This is a genomic window from Paraburkholderia agricolaris, from assembly GCF_009455635.1.
GTDB classification, from domain to species: Bacteria; Pseudomonadota; Gammaproteobacteria; order Burkholderiales; family Burkholderiaceae; genus Paraburkholderia; species Paraburkholderia agricolaris.
In genome coordinates, this window is sequence record NZ_QPER01000002.1 from 1,652,532 (window position 1) to 1,670,116 (window position 17,585).

15 protein-coding genes are annotated in these 17,585 nt (G+C 62.2%); 14 read left to right on the forward strand and 1 reads right to left on the reverse strand.

The genetic code is table 11. The features are described from left to right. Positions 1-57 precede the first annotated feature (57 nt). The 3 genes from GH665_RS28810 (at position 58) to GH665_RS28820 (ending at position 2,999) form a co-directional block, all read left to right on the forward strand. Entirely contained in the window at positions 58-717 is a 660-nt protein-coding gene (locus GH665_RS28810; RefSeq protein ID WP_153140608.1) for an alpha/beta hydrolase, read from the forward strand. Positions 718-907: 190 nt separating this feature from the next. After that, positions 908-1,960 carry a rod shape-determining protein gene (gene mreB, locus GH665_RS28815; RefSeq protein WP_153140609.1) on the forward strand — a complete coding sequence of 351 codons (1,053 nt, stop codon included), beginning with the start codon at positions 908-910 and terminating at the stop codon, positions 1,958-1,960. A gap of 253 nt (positions 1,961-2,213) precedes the next feature. Further along, positions 2,214-2,999, forward strand: coding sequence for an alpha/beta fold hydrolase (locus tag GH665_RS28820; RefSeq protein ID WP_153142348.1), 786 nt, complete (start codon positions 2,214-2,216; stop codon positions 2,997-2,999). A 76-nt stretch (positions 3,000-3,075) separates the two neighbouring features. On the opposite strand, the gene GH665_RS28825 is transcribed toward GH665_RS28820, so the two are convergent. Next, positions 3,076-3,477 (reverse strand): hypothetical protein, encoded by a 402-nt coding sequence (locus GH665_RS28825; protein WP_153140610.1) that lies wholly within the window; start codon positions 3,475-3,477, stop codon positions 3,076-3,078. A gap of 434 nt (positions 3,478-3,911) precedes the next feature. Here GH665_RS28825 and gltA point away from each other — a divergent pair, with 434 nt between their 5' ends. The 11 genes from gltA to GH665_RS28885 all read left to right on the forward strand — a co-directional run bounded on the left by gltA (position 3,912) and on the right by GH665_RS28885 (position 17,560). Beyond that, positions 3,912-5,210 carry a citrate synthase gene (gltA, locus tag GH665_RS28830; protein ID WP_153140611.1) on the forward strand — a complete coding sequence of 433 codons (1,299 nt, stop codon included), beginning with the start codon at positions 3,912-3,914 and terminating at the stop codon, positions 5,208-5,210. Between the two features lie 1,147 nt (positions 5,211-6,357). Beyond that, positions 6,358-8,640, forward strand: coding sequence for an amylo-alpha-1,6-glucosidase (locus tag GH665_RS28840; RefSeq protein WP_153140613.1), 2,283 nt, complete (start codon positions 6,358-6,360; stop codon positions 8,638-8,640). A 120-nt stretch (positions 8,641-8,760) separates the two neighbouring features. Continuing rightward, positions 8,761-9,615 (forward strand): MurR/RpiR family transcriptional regulator, encoded by an 855-nt coding sequence (locus tag GH665_RS28845; RefSeq protein ID WP_028194669.1) that lies wholly within the window; start codon positions 8,761-8,763, stop codon positions 9,613-9,615. Between the two features lie 148 nt (positions 9,616-9,763). After that, entirely contained in the window at positions 9,764-10,819 is a 1,056-nt protein-coding gene (locus GH665_RS28850; RefSeq protein ID WP_246216401.1) for a C45 family autoproteolytic acyltransferase/hydrolase, read from the forward strand. A gap of 34 nt (positions 10,820-10,853) precedes the next feature. After that, complete coding sequence (locus GH665_RS28855; RefSeq protein WP_153140614.1) at positions 10,854-12,182, forward strand: aspartate aminotransferase family protein; 1,329 nt, start codon at positions 10,854-10,856, stop codon at positions 12,180-12,182. 28 nt (positions 12,183-12,210) lie between these two features. Next, the gene (locus tag GH665_RS28860) at positions 12,211-12,765 is read left to right on the forward strand and encodes a carboxymuconolactone decarboxylase family protein (protein ID WP_153140615.1); all 555 of its coding nucleotides are present in this window, start codon (positions 12,211-12,213) and stop codon (positions 12,763-12,765) included. Between the two features lie 283 nt (positions 12,766-13,048). After that, positions 13,049-13,474, forward strand: coding sequence for an OsmC family protein (locus GH665_RS28865; protein ID WP_028194665.1), 426 nt, complete (start codon positions 13,049-13,051; stop codon positions 13,472-13,474). Positions 13,475-13,644: 170 nt separating this feature from the next. Then, a complete protein-coding gene (locus GH665_RS28870; RefSeq protein WP_153140616.1) occupies positions 13,645-14,499 on the forward strand; it encodes an isocitrate lyase/PEP mutase family protein in 855 nt (284 codons plus the stop codon). 99 nt (positions 14,500-14,598) lie between these two features. Continuing rightward, on the forward strand, positions 14,599-15,234 hold the full coding sequence (locus GH665_RS28875; RefSeq protein ID WP_153140617.1) for a TetR/AcrR family transcriptional regulator: 636 nt from the start codon (positions 14,599-14,601) through the stop codon (positions 15,232-15,234). A 30-nt stretch (positions 15,235-15,264) separates the two neighbouring features. Next, positions 15,265-16,812, forward strand: a complete 1,548-nt coding sequence (locus GH665_RS28880; protein ID WP_153140618.1) for an MFS transporter — start codon at positions 15,265-15,267, stop codon at positions 16,810-16,812. Between the two features lie 475 nt (positions 16,813-17,287). Continuing rightward, the gene (locus tag GH665_RS28885; protein ID WP_153140619.1) at positions 17,288-17,560 is read left to right on the forward strand and encodes a YodC family protein; all 273 of its coding nucleotides are present in this window, start codon (positions 17,288-17,290) and stop codon (positions 17,558-17,560) included. Positions 17,561-17,585: the final 25 nt, after the last annotated feature.

Consider the following 17,585-nt stretch of genomic DNA (forward strand, 5'->3'; position numbering starts at 1 on the left):
ACACGGAAATACGGACACGAACCGGAAGTACAGCGAGTACGAAGAGAGGATTTGACTATGGCCTGGGAGCAATTCGAACACGGCTGGCGGCGCATGCCGTCGACCACGCCCGCGAGAGCGCTGGTGGTGCTGTTGCACGGCGTGGGCAGCAATGCGCGCGATCTGATGCCGCTCGCGGACATCTGGAGTGAGAGCCTGCCGGACGTGGCATTCACTTCGCTCGACGGCACCGAGGCCTTCGATGGCGGCTTCGGCGGACGCCAGTGGTTCAGCCTGCGCGATGTCAACGAAGGCAATCGCGAAACCCGTGTCGCTGCCGGCTATCCGGCCTTGCGGCGAGTACTCGAGGCGGAACTGGCGTACTGGCAGCTTCCTTTCGATCGCCTTGCGCTGGTCGGTTTCTCGCAGGGTTCGATCATGGCGATGCATCACGTCGCGACGAGCGCGCAAGGCGCTGCCGCCGTCGTCGCGTATTCGGGGCGGCTCGCTTCGGTAATCGTCGCGCAGAACCGCACGCCGCTCACGCTCGTGCACGGCGAGGAAGACGAAGTGATCCCGGTACAGGAGCTGGAATACGCCGCGGACGCATTCAACAGCGCCGGCTACGCGGTCGACGCCTACGCGTTGCCCGGCATCGGTCACACGATAAACGCGGACGGTGTCGAGCTCGGCAAGCAGGCGCTGGAGCATGTCTTGGGTGCTTTGTCGCGCGATTGACTCGCCCAGAATTGAAAAGTGGCCCTAAAGATTCTGATTTACTTGCCGTTAACTGCTCATTGGTATGAAAATCACCCCCGCCGCGCGGATCGCGCAACGCCCAACTGGGCGTGCCAAGCGGTTCGGGTAACCGGGGGCGCATTTTCAGACTGCCCAGCAAGGGCGGATAACGACACATCAGAGCCTTCCTATGGCCAGACCGACGCCGCATTACCCGATTTTCGATCGACTGTTCCGTCAGTCCGTGACGGTGGACCTCGGCACGGCCAATACCCTTATCTATACCGACAACGGCGGCATCGTGCTGAACGAGCCGTCCGTCGTGGCGTTCCAGAAAGAGTCCGGCGCCGGCCAGAAACGTGTGGCGGCCGTGGGCACCGAAGCGCGCCAGCTACTTGGCCGTGCTCCGGGCAACGTCGAAGCCGTGCGGCCGATGCGGCACGGCGTGATCGCCAATTTCTCCGCGGCCGAACAGATGATCCGGCAATTTGTCGACATGGCGCGCCCGCGGCCGCTGTTCAGCCGGCGCGCGGCCTTCACCCTGTGCGTGCCGGCGGGGGCGACCCAGGTCGAGCGCCGCGCGATCAAGGAAGCGGCGGTGGCGGCCGGCGCGTGGAAGGTCAGTCTGATCGGCGAATCGCTGGCGTCGGCGGTTGGCGCGGGCCTGCCGGTGTCGGAGGCGGTCGGCTCGATGGTGGTCGACATCGGCGGCGGCACGACCGAAGTCGGCGTGATCTCGCTCGGCGGCCTCGCCTATAGTGGCTCGGTTCGCGTGGGCGGCGACAGTTTCGACATGGAAATCGTCAGTTACGTACGCAGCCTGTATGGCGTGCTGCTTGGCGAGCAAACCGCTGAACACGTCAAGAAGGGCATCGGTTCCGCCGTACGCGACGTGCCGCTCGAGCATATGAACGCAACCGGGCGTAGCGTCGACGACGGCTTGCCGCGCACGGTTCAGTTGAGCAATCACGATATCGCCGATGCAATCGAGGGGCCGCTGCGTCAGGTGATCGGCGCGGTGAAACGTGCGCTTGAAACGGCGCCGGCCGAGTTGGTGACCGATATCGCGCATAGCGGCATCGTCCTGACCGGCGGCGGTGCGCTGCTCGGCAATCTGGGCCGCCGCCTGACCAACGATCTCGGACTCGAGGTCCGCGTCGCCGATGAACCGCTTACTTGCGCGGTGCGAGGCGCGGGCGCGGCAGCGGCCGCCGGTTTGCTGGACGAAAGCGCCTACGAGTGATCTGATTCGACCTAAGCCGCCCCGCGCGCGTCGAACGAGCCTCAGCGGATATTCAATGGCTGTGTGACAATACGCGTCGTATCCCAATTTTAGGGATGCGAATCCGCTTTCTTCTTCGAATCCATTTCTAGCCGTCGCCGCTGACAGGTTCAGCCGTCGCCGCGCTGTCCGTGAACCACCTGTGAATCAGTCCGTTTCCGCTTCGTCCTCTGCCGCCTCTCCGGCCTTTATCGAACTGCATAGCGGCCTGCGCATGCCCTATGTGGAAACCGGGGAGGGTGAGCTGCTGCTGTTCGTGCATGGCTCGCTGTGCGATTACCGCTATTGGCAACCTCAGCTGGCGGGTTTGTCGAAGCAGTACCGCTGCGTCTCGGTGAGCCTCACGCATTACTGGCCGGTGACGGATACCGAGCCCGATCAGCCGTTCAGCTGGAGCGAACATGCGGACGATGTGGCTGAGTTCATCGATCGTTTCGGCGCCGGGCCGGCGCACGTGGTGGGGCATTCGCGCGGCGGCTGCGTGGCATTCCATTTCGCGCGGCGTCATCCGCAATACGTGCGCACGTTGACGCTGGCCGACCCGGGCGGCCCGTTGCAGATCGCCGGCCGCCCGCCCGCGACTTTGCCGGAAACCGTCAATGCATTGCGTGCGAAAGCCGCACAACTGATCGAAACAGGGGACGTGGAAGCGGGCTTGCAGCTGTTTGTCGATTCGGTGAGCCGGCCCGGGTTCTGGGCCATGAGCACGCCGGGCTTTCGCAGGATGGCGACCGACAACGCCCACACGCTCGCGCGTCAATTCCGCGACCCGTTGCCGGCCTACGTGCCCGAACAGGCCGCCGAGGTGCGTTGCCCGGTGCTATTGATCGACGGCGAGAAGAGTCCCGACATGTTCCGCCGCACGGCGACGGCGCTGCAAACCTGGCTGCCGGATTCGCGCCGCGAAACTGTGCGTGGCGCTTCGCACGGAATGAATCTCGCGCATCCGGCAGCATTCAATCGCTACGTCGACGAGTTCATTCGTTCAGTGGACGTTTGATAAGCGCACGATGAGCGCTTCGTGCACCCGCCCGCGTATCGGGGCGGTGCGCTTTCAATTGATCGCCTGGTGCGGTTCAGGCCTTGCGATGCGCGTCTTTATCGAGTGCACGTTCCGCGGCTTCGCCGACGAGGCCGTGGTAATACAGATGCACGCCGATCGCGAGCGAGTCGTTGCGAATTTCGTGGAAGGCTTTCCATGCCTTCGCCGGGTCTTTGAACAGCAGATAGTGCGCTTCGTGCGCGATCAGATCCGCGACTTCATGCAGGCCGTGGCCATGCAGCACATTCACAAGTTCGTCGAGGCTGCGATGGGTGCGCGCGTCGGTGCGCGGGTAGAGCATATGCAGTACCGCCACGTCCTGTGTTTTTAGTGCTGCCGACAAGGCCACAACGATGTCCTGGTGATTCAGTGCGGTGACGACGTTGTCTTCGTTGTGGACGTGATCCGGAAACAGCATTTCGAGAGAGGCGTTCATCTGGTCCTTCCTGTTCTTCTGGCTGATTAAAAAGGCCCGCCGTAGGACGGCGGGCCAAAGACAGCGATGTGTTCGCAGGGGAAGCAAAACACAACTTCAGTATCGCAGAGCGGCGGGGCTTGTGCAGCTTGACTGCCGCAAAACATTGTTGCAGTAAGCGTGCTAACTTTCATTTGGCTGGCAATGTTGCTGAGCGGGTGCAGCATTTTCTCAGGCCGTGTACTCTCAGTTTATTTGCGCATGTTTCCGGCGACGGTGCTTATTTCCTGTGCAATGAATGTTGCGCCAGTCGAGATGGATTGTTGCGGTCAATCGTCGCAATCAAAGCTCTTTCGGACCGTAGAATGCGAAGCGGAGCCTGAGCATGCCAAGCGGTGATCCGACGATCGGGCATGCCGGCACGTGTGCGATGTGAAAGTAAAAGGAACGTGTAGATGAACTCGAAGACACACGCAACGCTGAGCTTTTCCGACAGCGATCAAACGATTGATTTGCCTGTTTACCAGGGCACGCTCGGGCCGGATGTCATCGACATCCGCAAGCTGTACGCTCAGACTGGCAAGTTCACGTACGACCCGGGCTTCATGTCCACGGCGGCATGCAATTCCGAAATCACGTATATCGACGGTGACAAAGGCGAGCTGCTGTATCGCGGTTATCCGATCGACAATCTGGCGCAGAACGCCGACTTCCTTGAAACGTGCTATTTGCTGCTGAAGGGTGAATTGCCGAATGCGCAGCAGAAGGAGGAGTTCGTCACCACGGTTACGCAGCACACGATGGTGCATGAGCAGATGCATTTCTTCTTCCGTGGATTTCGCCGTGACGCGCACCCGATGGCGATTCTGGTGGCGGCGGTTGGCGCGCTATCGGCCTTCTATCACGACTCGCTCGACATCAACAATCCGCAGCATCGTGACGTATCGGCGATTCGCATGATTGCGAAGCTGCCGACGCTGGTGGCGATGGCGTACAAGTACACCGTGGGTCAGCCTTTTGTTTATCCGAAGAACGACCTGTCGTACAGCGCGAATTTCATGCGGATGATGTTTGCCAATCCGGCGGAAGAGTACGAGGTGAACGACGTGCTGGTGCGCGCGTTGGACCGCATTCTGATTCTGCATGCGGACCACGAGCAGAATGCGTCGACGTCGACGGTACGGCTGGCGGGTTCGTCGGGTGCCAATCCGTTTGCATGTATCGCGGCGGGCATTGCTTGCTTGTGGGGTCCGGCGCATGGCGGTGCGAATGAAGCCGCGCTGAACATGCTGGAGGAGATTGGCTCGGTCGACAATATTCCTGAGTTCATTGCGAAGGTGAAGGATAAGAACTCGGGTGTGAAGCTGATGGGCTTTGGTCATCGTGTCTACAAGAATTACGATCCGCGCGCGAAGCTGATGCGTGAGACCTGTCACGAAGTGCTGGAAGAGTTGGGGTTGCATGACGACCCGCTGTTCAAGCTTGCCATGGCGCTTGAGAAGATCGCGCTTGAGGATGAATACTTCGTGTCGCGTAAGCTGTATCCGAATGTGGATTTCTATTCGGGTATCGTGCAGCGGGCGCTTGGGATTCCGACTGCGATGTTTACGTGTATCTTCGCGATGGCTCGGACTGTTGGGTGGATTGCGCAGTGGAATGAAATGATTGCCGATCCGGAGCAGAAGATTGGGCGGCCGCGGCAGTTGTTCGTTGGGGAGACTCAGCGCGAGGCTCGGGCGCTCGATAAGAGGTAAGCGCCTCGTCGGCGGGTTTGTTGTTGATCTGGATTTTTGGCGGTGCCTTGCTGTGTTCGTGGTCTGGTCTGTTGTTGGTCTTTTGGCCTTTCCTTGTTTTGTTAGTGGTCTATTAGCGTTGCCCCTGTGCGGGGCGGCACCTACTTTTCTTTGCCTGCCGCAAAGAAAAGTAGGCAAAAGAAAGCGGCTTTACCCCGCTAGCTCATAAGCGGGTCCCCCGTACAGCCGCGGTAGTGGTGCATCTGGAATCTGTGTTCTCGCACATTTCGCCTCAGTGACAAGGGCGTCATACCTCCGGCGGCGCTGCGCGCGCCGATACCCAGTTCATAAAACCGCCCGCCGGGTTTTCGCTTCCGCGGTTTGCTCCGTTCCCCCACTCGTCGTTGCATCGCTGCCACCGAGCTGCGGTTTCATTCTCCCGTTTGTCTCCTCCCTAATTCTCTGTTGCCTCGCGCCTCCCCGGATGCCGTTTTGCTCTCGCGTTTTCCCCCGTGTCATGACTCGCCGTTGCTTCGCTGCTGCAAGCACAACCGCGGCAGCGATCGCGATTGCACTGCGAATGCAACGCACCGACATTCCGTTTGAAGTGGGGGGCGCTGATCAGAGTGGGAGCACCTCGCCGAGGCGAAGCCGATGGCTCCCGCTGCGCGGAGCGAAGCCCCAGGTTTCCCTGGCAGACCCGTCCGCGACGCACATAGTGCGGAGTGGGAGCTGATGAATCCTTTGTCACGAACGCGGAGTGTGCGGGGGCACGGATTCCAGATGCACCACTATCGCGGCTGTGCGGGGGACCCGCTTAAGAATTAGCGGTTTGAGCCGCTTTCTCTTGCCTACTTCTCTTTGCGGCCGGCAAAGAGAAGTAGGTGCCGCCCCGCACAGGGGCAACGCTAATAGACCACTCACAAAACAAGGAAAGGCCAAAGCGCCAAAAATACCAGCTCAGCAGCGAATCCAGCGAGCAGCCGTGCCCCCCGGCGAGGGGAAAACAAAAAACCAAAAAACCGAAACTCCCGTGTGATAAGTTCGTCAGACGCATGCAGACCTTCTACAATCGGAAACAAACCGCGCAGCCGCACAACCGCACAACCACCCCAGACCCGCGAAAGCGAACCGCATACCGACCACGATCACCACAGGAGTGCCCCTGATGCAGCAGCCAGAAGCCCTCGGCGGCCTATCCCACTCGGGTGGAATCGACCACCACGAACCCGAGCCGGACGGCGCATTCATCCCGACGGAAAACCTCAACGTCGCGAGCGCTACCCAGCACGTGCTGAAGTCCGGCGACACTTTCATCGTCAACGACCCCCTCGGCGATATCACCGGCCATGACGACGGCCTGTTCGTCAACGACACCCGTGTTCTGTCCTCATTGCGCCTCACCTTCGGTGGCCGCGCGCCCTCATTGCTGTCAGGCAGCGTCAGCAGCGACAACACCTCGTTCACCGCGCATCTGACCAATCGCCCGTTGCCGCCGCTCGGCGGCGATAGCACGCCGGAAGGCGTGATCCACGTCGAACGCGTACGCGTGCTCTCGGGCACCGTGCTCAACGAAGCCATCGAACTCACCAACTACGGCACGAGCGATGCAGTCGTGCCGCTGTCGATCTCCTTTGCCAGCGATTTCCGCGACATGTTCGAAGTGCGCGGCCTCAAACGCGACAAACAGGGTCGTGTCGAACCGGCACGTGTCGAGAACCGCGAGGTGCTGCTCGGTTATATCGGTCTCGATGACGTGGCGCGCAATGTGCAGATCGCCTTCTCGCCGGAACCGGACAAGCTCTTCGCCGATCGCGCGGATTACACCGTCAAGCTGCCCGCGCAAGCGTGTGTGTCGATCTATCTGTCCGTCTCGGTGCAGGTCGTCCCGCAAGCCGACAAGCCGGCCGCGGGCGTCGCACAACCCACGCACGCAGTGAGTGAAGCCCATCTGTCGCAGATCGACGCGGAGCGCCCGCGGGTCGGGCGCGCGGCCGTGCGCGCCGCACTGGTCGACGCCCACCTGGTGATGCGGGAACGGCGTCGCGTCACCGCGCGTGTGCGTTCGAGCAATCCGCTCTTTAACGCGTGGATCGACCGTTCGCTGGCCGACCTGGGCCTGCTGACCACCGATCTCGCCACGGGGCCGTACCCCTACGCCGGCATCCCGTGGTTCTCGACGCCGTTCGGGCGGGATGCCGTCATCACGTCATTGCAGACGCTGTGGCTGCAACCGAATCTGGCCGCGGGCGTACTGCGTTTTCTCGCCGAGCATCAGGCACGCGAGAATTCACCGTTTCGCGATGCCGCACCCGGCAAGATCATGCACGAGATGCGCAAGGGCGAAATGGCCGCCACCGGCGAAGTGCCGTTCGCGCTGTACTACGGCGGCGTAGACACGACCCCGCTATTCATCGTGTTGGCCGGCGCTTATGCAGCACGCACGAACGATCTCGCGCTGATCGACGAGTTGTGGCCGGCGTTGGAGCGCGCGGCGCAATGGGTCGCGGGCGTGTGCGACAAGAATCGCTATGGTCTGCTGGACTATCAGCGCGAGTCGGACGGCGGCCTCGCCAATCAAGGCTGGAAAGACAGCCACGATTCAGTCTTCCACGCCGACGGCCGCTTTCCCGACGGTCCTATCGCGCTCGTCGAAGTGCAGGCCTATGCGAGTGCCGCCTTCGACACGATGGCTCACTTTGCCAAGCTGCGCGGCCTGCGCGATCAGGCCGGGCAATACAGTGAACGTGCGAAGAAAATCCGCAAGTGCGTCGAAGAAAAATACTGGATGGAAGAGTCCGGCTTCTACGGCATCGCGCTCGACGGCCACGGCGAGCTATGCCGCGTCATGGCGTCGAATGCGGGTCACCTGCTGGCCTTCGGTCTGCCTTCGCGCGAGCGCGGCGAAGCGGTGGTGCGCGAGCTCGACTCCACGCTGTTCCACACCGGCTGGGGCGTGCGTACGCTGGCCGCGAGCCAGGCGCGCTTCAACCCGATGGCTTACCACAACGGCTCGGTCTGGCCGCACGACAACGCGCTCTGTGCGCGCGGCCTGTCACGCTACGGCGGCAAGGCGGCGGCCGTGCGGCTGCTGCAGGCGCTCTTCCAGGCCGCGGTCAATTTCGACATGCGCCTGCCTGAGCTGTTCTGCGGTTTCCCGCGGCGGCGCGGCGAACCGCCCACTGCCTATCCGGTCGCCTGTCTGCCGCAGGCGTGGGCGGCGGGTTCGCCGTTCATGATGCTCGAAGCCTGTTTGGGCATCACGATCGACGCGGAGCGGCGTGAAGTCGTAATCGAACAGCCCATGCTGCCTGAGGGTATCGACTGGCTCGAAGTCGGCGATCTGAAGGTCGGCGATTCGTCGGTATCGATCACGTTCCGGCGGATCGGTGACAAGGTGGTCGCGTCGGCGGCCGAGCAGGGTGACGTGCGGGTGGTCGCGCTTCTGTAGATATGCGCCTTCGCGAGGAGGCGGCGCATGCTGGATCTTCGCTGGATCCTCTGTTGGCTGCGATGCCCCGGGTGGTAACATTTGTTGTCATCTTTATCGGCCGGTCACCCGGACCATCGCATGCCAGACAGTTTTGACCAGCTCGCCGCCCTGATCAGGGCGCGCTTCTCCGAACTGAGTCCGCAGTTCCAGATGGGCGCGGCGTTCCTGCTCGACCATCCTGACGAAGTCGCGGTCTCGTCGATGCGCAAAGTGGCCGAGCGGGCGCAGGTGCAACCGGCCTCGCTGGTGCGCCTGTCGCAACAGCTGGGTTTTCCCGGCTGGAACGAATTGCGCAACCTGTTCGTCGCGCGCGTGCGCACGCGGCCCGAGCCGCTTACCAGCCGCGCGCGTTCGCTCGTCAAATCGAAAGATGCGCTGGCCAACGACCTGTTGGTCGCGCAACAGCACAATCTTGAAGTCACCGCGGCGCATAACAGTCGCGTGATCGTGGAAGCGGCGCGTCTGCTGCGGCGCGCGCCGCACGTGCATGTCGCGGGCTTTCGCTCCTGTTATGCCGTGGCGTTCGGGCTGGTCTACGGGTACCGGTTGTTTCGCCCCTCCGTGTCGCTGCTCAACGGCGAAGCCGGTACGCTCGAAATGCAACTGCGTACGGTAGCGCGTGACAGCGCTACCATCGTCATCAGTTTCGCGCCGTATTCCGTCGAGGCTGCGCGTGTCGCCGAGGCCGCGCTGGAAAAGGGCAGCAAGCTGATCGCAATCACGGACAGCGCGGTCTCGCCGATCGCGTTGAACGCCGACAAGGTGCTGATTTTTTCGCACGAAAGCCCGTCGTTCTTTCCTTCGCTGGTGGCAGCCACGGCGATTTCCGAATCGCTGGTCGCGCATCTGCTCGCGCTGGAAGGGGCGGGGGCCGTCGAACAACTTGGCATTGCCGAACAATCGCTGCATGACAAAGGCGCATACGTGCCCTGATGTTCTTCGTCTTTGTCGTTTGAGCCACGCGCAGGTCTGCGCGGCTTGAAGCAGAACCGCTCCGCTCGTTCCGCCGTCACGCAATTTGACAACAAATGTTGTTTGGAAGTATAAATACGTGCCGATTGTTGACAGGGTGCGAACCGTGGTGTCCAAGCAGGATTTGAGTCTTTTTCAGGTGAGCGGTGAGCCATATGACATCGGCTTCCGGCTGGGTGAACTCGCGAGGCCGGTGTTCACCGAGTATATGGAGCAAAGCATTGCGTGGCGGGCGGTTCGGCGCTGGCGCGGCGAGCCGTTCGTGCAACAACTACGGGCGGCGGCTCACGCATATTTCCCGGCGCTGCTGGCCGAACTCGACGGCATGGCGGCAGGACTGGGCTGGTCGGCGGAAGACGTCTTTTTGTGGAATTGCCGCGGCGAGTTGATTCACAACGCACCGGACGGTTGCACGACGTTAGCCGCGGTCGGAGGCAATGCGCGTTTCATCGCGCACAACGAAGACGGTGATCCGTTTCTGCGCGAGCGTTGCGCGCTGGTCGAGGTTCAACCTGCCGGCAAACCCGGCTTTGTCAGTTTCTACTACCCGGGATCGTTGCCGGGCCACACCTTCGCGGCCAACCGCGCGGGCCTCGTGCAGGCCATCAACAATCTGCGTATTTGCATACCCGCAGCCGGCGTGCCGCGAATGATTCTCGCGCGCGCGGTGCTCGATGCGGCCTCGCTCGACGAAGCATTGTCCATTCTGCGCGGCACGCCGGCTGCGAGCGGTTTTCATCACACGCTCGGCTGTGCGGGCGACGAGCGTCTTCTGAGCGTCGAAGTCAGCGCGCGGCGCTGTTCCGCGCAAACGGTGTCGGCGATCGCCGGTCATGCGAATCATCTGATTCATGCTGGCTGCGAAGCCGAGGCGCAAATCGTCACCGATTCTTCACGCGACCGGCAGGCTCGCGTCGAGCATCTGCTGAGCACATGCGCCGGTCCAATCAATCCCGCCGCGTTGCTGAATATGTTGCAGGATCGCGCCCCTGAAGGCTTGCCGATCTACCGCGACGACCCGTTCGATCCCGACGATGAAAACACGCTCGCGACAGCGCTTTTCGACATCGGCAGCGACCGTGTTTCGATGACGGTTTATCGACAAGGCCAATGCGCGTTCGAGACCGTTGTCGCCTCCTTGCGGCCTGCGCCGCTCCGCACCTGAGCCGCCGTCGCCCATAGAAAGGAACAGGAAAATCATGTCTACCGTATTCCATCGCTCGCCGAAGCAGTCACTGCCGGTCGCTATCGCCGGCGACGGCATCGAAATCATCGATTCCACCGGCAAGCGCTACATCGATGCTTCGGGCGGCGCAGCCGTCTCGTGCCTAGGCCATAGCAATCAACGTGTGATCGACGCGATCAAGCGCCAGGCGCAGCAATTGCCGTATGCGCACACGTCGTTCTTCACGACCCAGGCCGCGGAGGAACTCGCCGAGCGCCTGGTGGCGAGTGCGCCGCAAGGGCTCGAACACGTGTACTTCGTGTCGGGCGGCTCGGAGGCGATCGAGGCGGCGCTGAAACTGGCGCGGCAGTACTTCGTCGAGAAGGGCGAATTGCAACGCCGTCATTTCATCGCGCGTCGGCAGAGCTATCACGGCAACACCCTGGGGGCGCTTGCGATTGGCGGCAATGCGTGGCGGCGCGAGCCGTTTCTGCCGATCCTGATCGAAGCGCATCACGTAAGCCCGTGTTACGCATATCGCGAACAGCGCGCCGACGAAACCGAAGAGCAGTTCGCGCAGCGTCTCGCGGACGAACTCGAACAGAAGATTCTGGAACTCGGCGCAGACACGGTGGCGGCGTTCGTCGCTGAAACGGTGGTGGGGGCGACGGCCGGCGCGGTGCCGCCGGTGCGCGAGTATTTCCGCAAGATCCGCGCCGTGTGCGATCGCTACGGCGTGCTGCTGATTCTCGACGAAATCATGTCCGGCATGGGCCGCACAGGCTACCTGTACGCGTGCGAGGAAGACGGCGTCGCGCCGGACCTGCTGACCATTGCCAAGGGGCTCGGCGCCGGCTATCAGCCGATCGGCGCGACGCTGGTAAGCGAGCGGATTTACCAGACGATTGTCGGCGGCTCGGGCTTCTTTCAGCACGGACATACGTATATCGGCCACGCCACTGCCTGCGCCGCGGCGCTCGAAGTGCAGCGCGTGATCGCTGACGAGCGGCTGCTGCCGAACGTACAGGCGCGCGGCGAGCAGTTGCGTGGGCGCTTGCGCGAACACTACGCGCAGCATCCGCATATCGGCGATGTGCGCGGGCGGGGCCTGTTTGTCGGCGTGGAACTGGTACGGGAGCGCGCCACCAAGGTGCCGTTCGACGCGTCGCTGAAACTGCATGCGGCGATCCGGCGCGAGGCGTTCGCGCGTGGCTTGATGGTGTACCCGATGGGCGGCACGGTCGACGGCAAGATCGGCGATCATGTGCTGCTGGCGCCGCCGTTTATCTGCACGGCGCGCGACATCGACGAGATCGTCAACCGTCTCGCCGATGCGATCGAAGGCGCACTGGCCGCCGTCTGACACCCTTTCTATTTCTGCGAGATTTGCAATGACCGAGCGCTTGCCTCACTTCGAACTGTCCGATGCCACGCCCGAACAGAAGGCTGTTCTTGACGAGATATTGTCCGGTCCGCGCGGCAACCTGAACGGGCCGTTTCTGGGCTGGATTCATAGTCCGGAGCTGGCGCAGCAGGCGCAACGGCTCGGCGCGTTCTGCCGCTATCGCACCGGCTTGCCGCTGCGCCTGTCGGAGCTGGCGATTCTGGTGACCGCGGCGCGCTGGCAGGCGCAGGCTGAGTGGTACATCCACTATCCGATCGCGCTGGAAGCGGGTGTAGCCGAAGCCGATGCCGAGGCGATCCGCCAGGGGCATCGCCCGTCCTTCGCTCACGCCGATGACGCCTTGATCCACGATTTCGCGAGTGAACTCTACGATACCAAACGCGTGTCCGATGCGACCTATGCAAAGGCGGTCGAGCGCTTTGGCCATCAGGTGGTGATCAACCTTGTCGGATTGCTTGGCTACTATGCCCTGGTGGCGATGACGCTGAACGTGTTCGACATGCGCGCCGTGGGACAGGAGAGCTTGCCGTTCGCCGGGTAGTGGCGGCGGGGGCGGCGGGGGCGCTGGTTTCGCCGCCGGGTTTTGCTCCGCGCGTCGTCGAACCGTAAGCCGTTGTCGTCACGACACTGGCACACGGAAGCGCCTATCATGAAGTTCGGTCTACGCCCGCGCCTCTCGCGCCGCGCGGCACGCCCTCGAGGAAAATCCTTGCGGGCGACTCGCGACCGATGCCGACACCACGAAAATCCGGGCTGGACCGTTGCGGGCGGCATCACGTAGGGTTGAGGAGCGGCACGAAGCAGGGCACAAACAGGAGAGAGCGATGAAGCGCAAGGCATCAGCAGTCTGGCAAGGCGGCCTGCAGGACGGCAAAGGCTCGATTTCTACCGACAGCGGCGTCCTCAAGGAAACCCAGTACTCGTTTTCCACACGCTTCGCGGACGGCATCGGCACGAATCCGGAAGAGCTGATTGCGGCCGCGCATGCGGGTTGCTTCTCGATGGCATTGTCGGCGGAACTGGGCAAGGCCGGCATCACGCCCGAGCGTATCGGCACCACGGCAACCGTCACGCTCGACAAGGACGGCGGCGGCTTTACGATTACCGCGGTGCATCTCGATGTGGCCGTGAAAATCCCGGGTGGCGACAAAGCCGCGTTCGAAAAGGCCACCGCGGACGCCAAGGCGGGCTGCCCGGTGTCCAAGGTGCTGAACGCCACCATCACGATGGACGCGAAGCTCGAAACCTGAGCACGCGATTTGTGCGCGGCAGATCCATGCAGAGCCGGCTGGCAGGGGACACCTTGCCGCCGGCAGCCGCTTTCCGTTCATTTCATTCATTTGTAATCTAACGAACATGACGACGTTCCGGCCGCGCGCGAGTGGCGAGATGCCGGTTGCCGTCTTCGATGGGATCGTCAATGACAACACAAACCGAAAAAGCACGGCAATTCCAGTCATATCACGCAGCCGGCGAAGCCTTCATCATCCCGAATCCGTGGGATATCGGCACCGCGCGGCTGCTTGCGCTGGCGGGTTTCAAGGCGCTTGCCACCAGTAGCGCAGGCTATGCGTTCTCGCGCGGCCGGCCGGATAACGCCGTGGGCCGCGCGCAGATGATGGCGCATCTCACCGACATCGCAGCAGCGACCGATTTGCCGGTCAGCGCTGACCTGGAAAATGGTTTCGGCGATGCCCCGGAAGATTGCGCTGAAACGATCATTCAGGCCGCTGCGGCGGGCGTGGTCGGCGGTTCGATCGAAGATGCGACCGGTCGCGCGGATGAGCCGATCTATGGGTTCGAAGCTGCGGTGGAGCGCGTGCGCGCGGCGGTTGTTGCGGCGCGCAGCTTGCCGTTTCCATTCACGCTGACGGCGCGCGCCGAGAACTATCTGGTGGGCCGGCCCGATCTGGACGATACGATCCGGCGTTTGCGGGCCTATGAGGGGGCCGGCGCGGACGTGCTTTACGCACCTGGTCTGAAGACGCGAGAAGAGATCGCCGCGGTGGTCGATGCACTCGAACGTCCGGTCAACGTGCTGATGGGGCTGCAGGGCGTACTGCTCAGTTTCGACGATCTGCGTTCGCTGGGCGTGCGGCGTGTCAGCGTGGGCGGTTCGCTGGCGCGCGCGGCGCTGGGCGCGTTTCTCCGCGCGGCGCATGAAATGCGCGATCACGGCACCTTCAACTACACGAAGGAGGCCGCGAGCGGTAACGAGATCAACCAGCTCTTCACGGCAGCCGAACAGAAGTGGGGTCAGCAGACGGGCGAGTGAGGATAGATGGCGACGGGCGGCCGCGTGAATTTTTGCCGGACCGTCCCGCTATCCAATCTTGCCTTGCTTTCTTGAACGGTTAGTCATAATATCCGTTGCATGAAGCAATCTGGCAACTGGAAGCAATCCGTGAAAAAAGGCGGCGAAGCACCCCGTGGGCGGCCGCGCGAGTTCGATACGGACACTGTTCTGGCGAGCGCGAGCCAGGTGTTCTGGCATCACGGCTACCATGCCACCTCGATCGACGACCTCTGCAAGGCCACCGGTTTGCTGCGCGGCAGTCTGTACGGCGTCTTTGGCGACAAGCACGGCATCATGCTCGCCGCCCTCGATCATTACGCGGAAGGCTCGGTCGCGCGGCTGGCCGAGCGACTCAACGCGCCGGTGCCGCCGGACGAGGCATTGCGTAACGCCTTGCTGCATTACGCCCGGGTTGCCTGCGCGTTGAACGGCGAGCGCAGTTGCTTCATTACCAATACCTCGCTGGAGATGCCGCGCGACGACGAGACCTTGCGTATGCGCGTCGCCGCCATTCAGCGCCGCATGGCAACCTTGCTGGCGGCGGCGGTGATTCGCGGGCAGGCGAGCGGCGCCTTCAATTCCACGCTCGACGAAAAAGCCGTTGGCGATTTCCTGCTGTGCGTGATGCAAGGGCTGCGTGTGCTGGGGCGAGTCGCCCATACGGAAGATGCGCTGATTGGAATCGTGGACGTCGCCATGCGTGCGCTCGTCTAATTTTTTTACCTAATTCTTGAACGAACAGTCATGAATAGAGATGCTATCAAGTCCGCTTCGGCGGCACTCGCGGGGGCGGAGGGTGGGACCGTTGCCGTCTGTCCTGGTGCCGGCGCGGTTGCCGCTCGCGCGGCCGCCGTCTCCGAAAAGGCCGCGGCCGGCTTCGAGCGTCCGGGCCTTGCGCTCGCCGTGTTGTTCGTCGGTGCCTTCCTCGCGCCGCTCGACTATTTCATCGTCAACCTGGCGCTGCCATCGATTCACACAGGCCTGAACGCCACCGACGCGCAACTGCAACTCGTGGTGTCCGCCTACGCGTCGGCTTACGCCGTGCTGCTGATCACCGGCGGACGGCTCGGCGACCTGTTTGGACGGCGTCGCATGTTCATGACGGGGATGGCGGCATTCGTGGTTGCTTCGGCGCTGTGCGGTTTTGCTACCAGCGGCCATATGCTGGTGATCTCGCGGATCGTGCAGGGCATCGCGGCCGCGGTCATGGCGCCGCAAGTGCTCGCGACCATCCGCGCGGTCGTGCCTCTGCATCGGCAGACCAAGGTGATGAGCCTCTATGGTTTCGTCTTCGGGCTGTCGTCGATCGTCGGCCAGTTGGGTGGCGGCGCGCTGATTACCTATCATCCGTTCGGGCTCGACTGGCGCATCATCTTTCTCATCAATATCCCGATCGGCATCGTGGCCTTCATCGGCACCTGGAAGTTCGTGCCGGAAAATCAGCCGGCCACGCAAACCGGCATCGACCTGAAGGGCGTCGCGTTGCTCTCGATGGTGCTGCTGCTGGTTATCTATCCGATGACGCACGGCCGCGAAGCCGGCTGGCCGGCATGGACCTTCGTGATGTTCGCGCTTGCCGTGCCCGTGTTCGCGCTCTTCGTGGCGACCGAGCGGAGCGTCGAACGCGGCGGTGGCCATCCGTTGGTGGATTTGCAATTGTTCCGCAATCCGGCCTTCGCGCTGGGTCTCGTGCTCGCGTTTCTGTTCTATTGCAACAGCGCGTTTTTCCTGACCTACGGGATCTTCCTGCAAACCGGTCTGCACTGGTCGCCGCTGGCCTCGGGCATGGCCATCATGCCGTTCGCGATCGGCTTCGTGATCGGGCCGCTGACGTCGCCAGCGGTGGTCAAGCGGATCGGCGGCCATGTACTGGCGCTCGGTTTCTCGATGATGACGATCGGTTTCACGGTTACCGGCTGGTCCGCGACCCATGCCGCCACGCCGGATCTGCTGTTCTATTGCGGACTGGTGTGCGCGGGCGTCGGTCATGGCCTGCTGCTGCCGTCGATCATGCGCATCGTGCTGCAGGAAGTCGTTCCGGAGAAGGCGGGGCTCGCCTCGGGCGTGGTGTCGTCGACCTTGCAGATCGGCTCGGCGTTCGGCACGGCGGCCATCAGCGGCGCGTTTTTCGGTGTGATCGGCGGCCGTGAGACGCCCGGTGCCTATGCGCACGCATTCCAGTACAGCCTCGCGATCAATGCGTGCCTGATGTTCGTGTGTATCGGGTTGAGCGTGCTGCTGGTACGGCATCAGCAACTTGCATTGCGCCGGAGCGCCGCCCAGCCGGTTTGAAAATAACGCACCGGGAATCGTTTTCAACGGAAGCTGCGGACTTTTTATACCCTTCGACCCAACCCGGTTCGCGGCGTGAGATTTACCGGCTGGTTTTTTGTTCACTGGTAATTCCGCTTTTAAGCTGATTGGAATAAACCCGAACCGGTTTGTCAGGCGAGCATTAAATATGACAAATGCAACCCGCATTTTCTACTTGAGGTTCGGGTTTTCCAGAGTAATTTTTGCAGTCGGATAGCATTGCCAGGATGGCCGACTGGCTTGATGTGCAGGGTTTTCACGAGTTTTACCTTAGCTGCCGGCATGGAAAACCTATTCCAGCGCCTATGAAAACGGTATCAATAAAAAGCGCTTGCCGCGATTAATTCGGATTGTTAATCTTGGCAAGCTCTTTGGGGTTTTCCTTCGGCAGTTCGATGTTGCAAAGCACCAGGCCATAACTATTTCCGCGCAACGGGTTCCGTAGGGATTGAATATGCTGACCGCTATCATTGATGCATTTGAAACACCGCCAGCCGCCCCTTTCAGTGTCGGTGACGTCGTCACGTTAAAAGAAGGCGGTCCGCGCATGACCGTGACCTACGCGGGACCGGTGGCGCTCAATCCTGGTGACTGGCTGATTTGCGAGTGGTTCGACGATCAGGGCGAACTGCGCCGCGAGATGTTCGCGCACGAGAGCGTGCGGGCTGAACCGCGCTCGATTCCGGCCGGCTCGGTGACGTGGGGCAAGATGGGCCGGGCAGCTTGAGAGAAGCAGCCTGAGGCACGTACCA

Excerpts from the sequence above, each read along its gene's own strand:
- GH665_RS28810 (WP_153140608.1), top strand. The coding sequence starts at position 58 with ATGGCCTGGGAGCAATTCGAACACGGCTGGCGGCGCATGCCGTCGACC.
- mreB (WP_153140609.1), top strand. The coding sequence starts at position 908 with ATGGCCAGACCGACGCCGCATTACCCGATTTTCGATCGACTGTTCCGT.
- GH665_RS28820 (WP_153142348.1), top strand. The coding sequence starts at position 2,214 with ATGCCCTATGTGGAAACCGGGGAGGGTGAGCTGCTGCTGTTCGTGCAT.
- GH665_RS28825 (WP_153140610.1), bottom strand. The coding sequence starts at position 3,477 with ATGAACGCCTCTCTCGAAATGCTGTTTCCGGATCACGTCCACAACGAA.
- gltA (WP_153140611.1), top strand. The coding sequence starts at position 3,912 with ATGAACTCGAAGACACACGCAACGCTGAGCTTTTCCGACAGCGATCAA.
- GH665_RS28840 (WP_153140613.1), top strand. The coding sequence starts at position 6,358 with ATGCAGCAGCCAGAAGCCCTCGGCGGCCTATCCCACTCGGGTGGAATC.
- GH665_RS28845 (WP_028194669.1), top strand. The coding sequence starts at position 8,761 with ATGCCAGACAGTTTTGACCAGCTCGCCGCCCTGATCAGGGCGCGCTTC.
- GH665_RS28855 (WP_153140614.1), top strand. The coding sequence starts at position 10,854 with ATGTCTACCGTATTCCATCGCTCGCCGAAGCAGTCACTGCCGGTCGCT.
- GH665_RS28860 (WP_153140615.1), top strand. The coding sequence starts at position 12,211 with ATGACCGAGCGCTTGCCTCACTTCGAACTGTCCGATGCCACGCCCGAA.
- GH665_RS28865 (WP_028194665.1), top strand. The coding sequence starts at position 13,049 with ATGAAGCGCAAGGCATCAGCAGTCTGGCAAGGCGGCCTGCAGGACGGC.
- GH665_RS28870 (WP_153140616.1), top strand. The coding sequence starts at position 13,645 with ATGACAACACAAACCGAAAAAGCACGGCAATTCCAGTCATATCACGCA.
- GH665_RS28875 (WP_153140617.1), top strand. The coding sequence starts at position 14,599 with ATGAAGCAATCTGGCAACTGGAAGCAATCCGTGAAAAAAGGCGGCGAA.
- GH665_RS28880 (WP_153140618.1), top strand. The coding sequence starts at position 15,265 with ATGAATAGAGATGCTATCAAGTCCGCTTCGGCGGCACTCGCGGGGGCG.
- GH665_RS28885 (WP_153140619.1), top strand. The coding sequence starts at position 17,288 with ATGCTGACCGCTATCATTGATGCATTTGAAACACCGCCAGCCGCCCCT.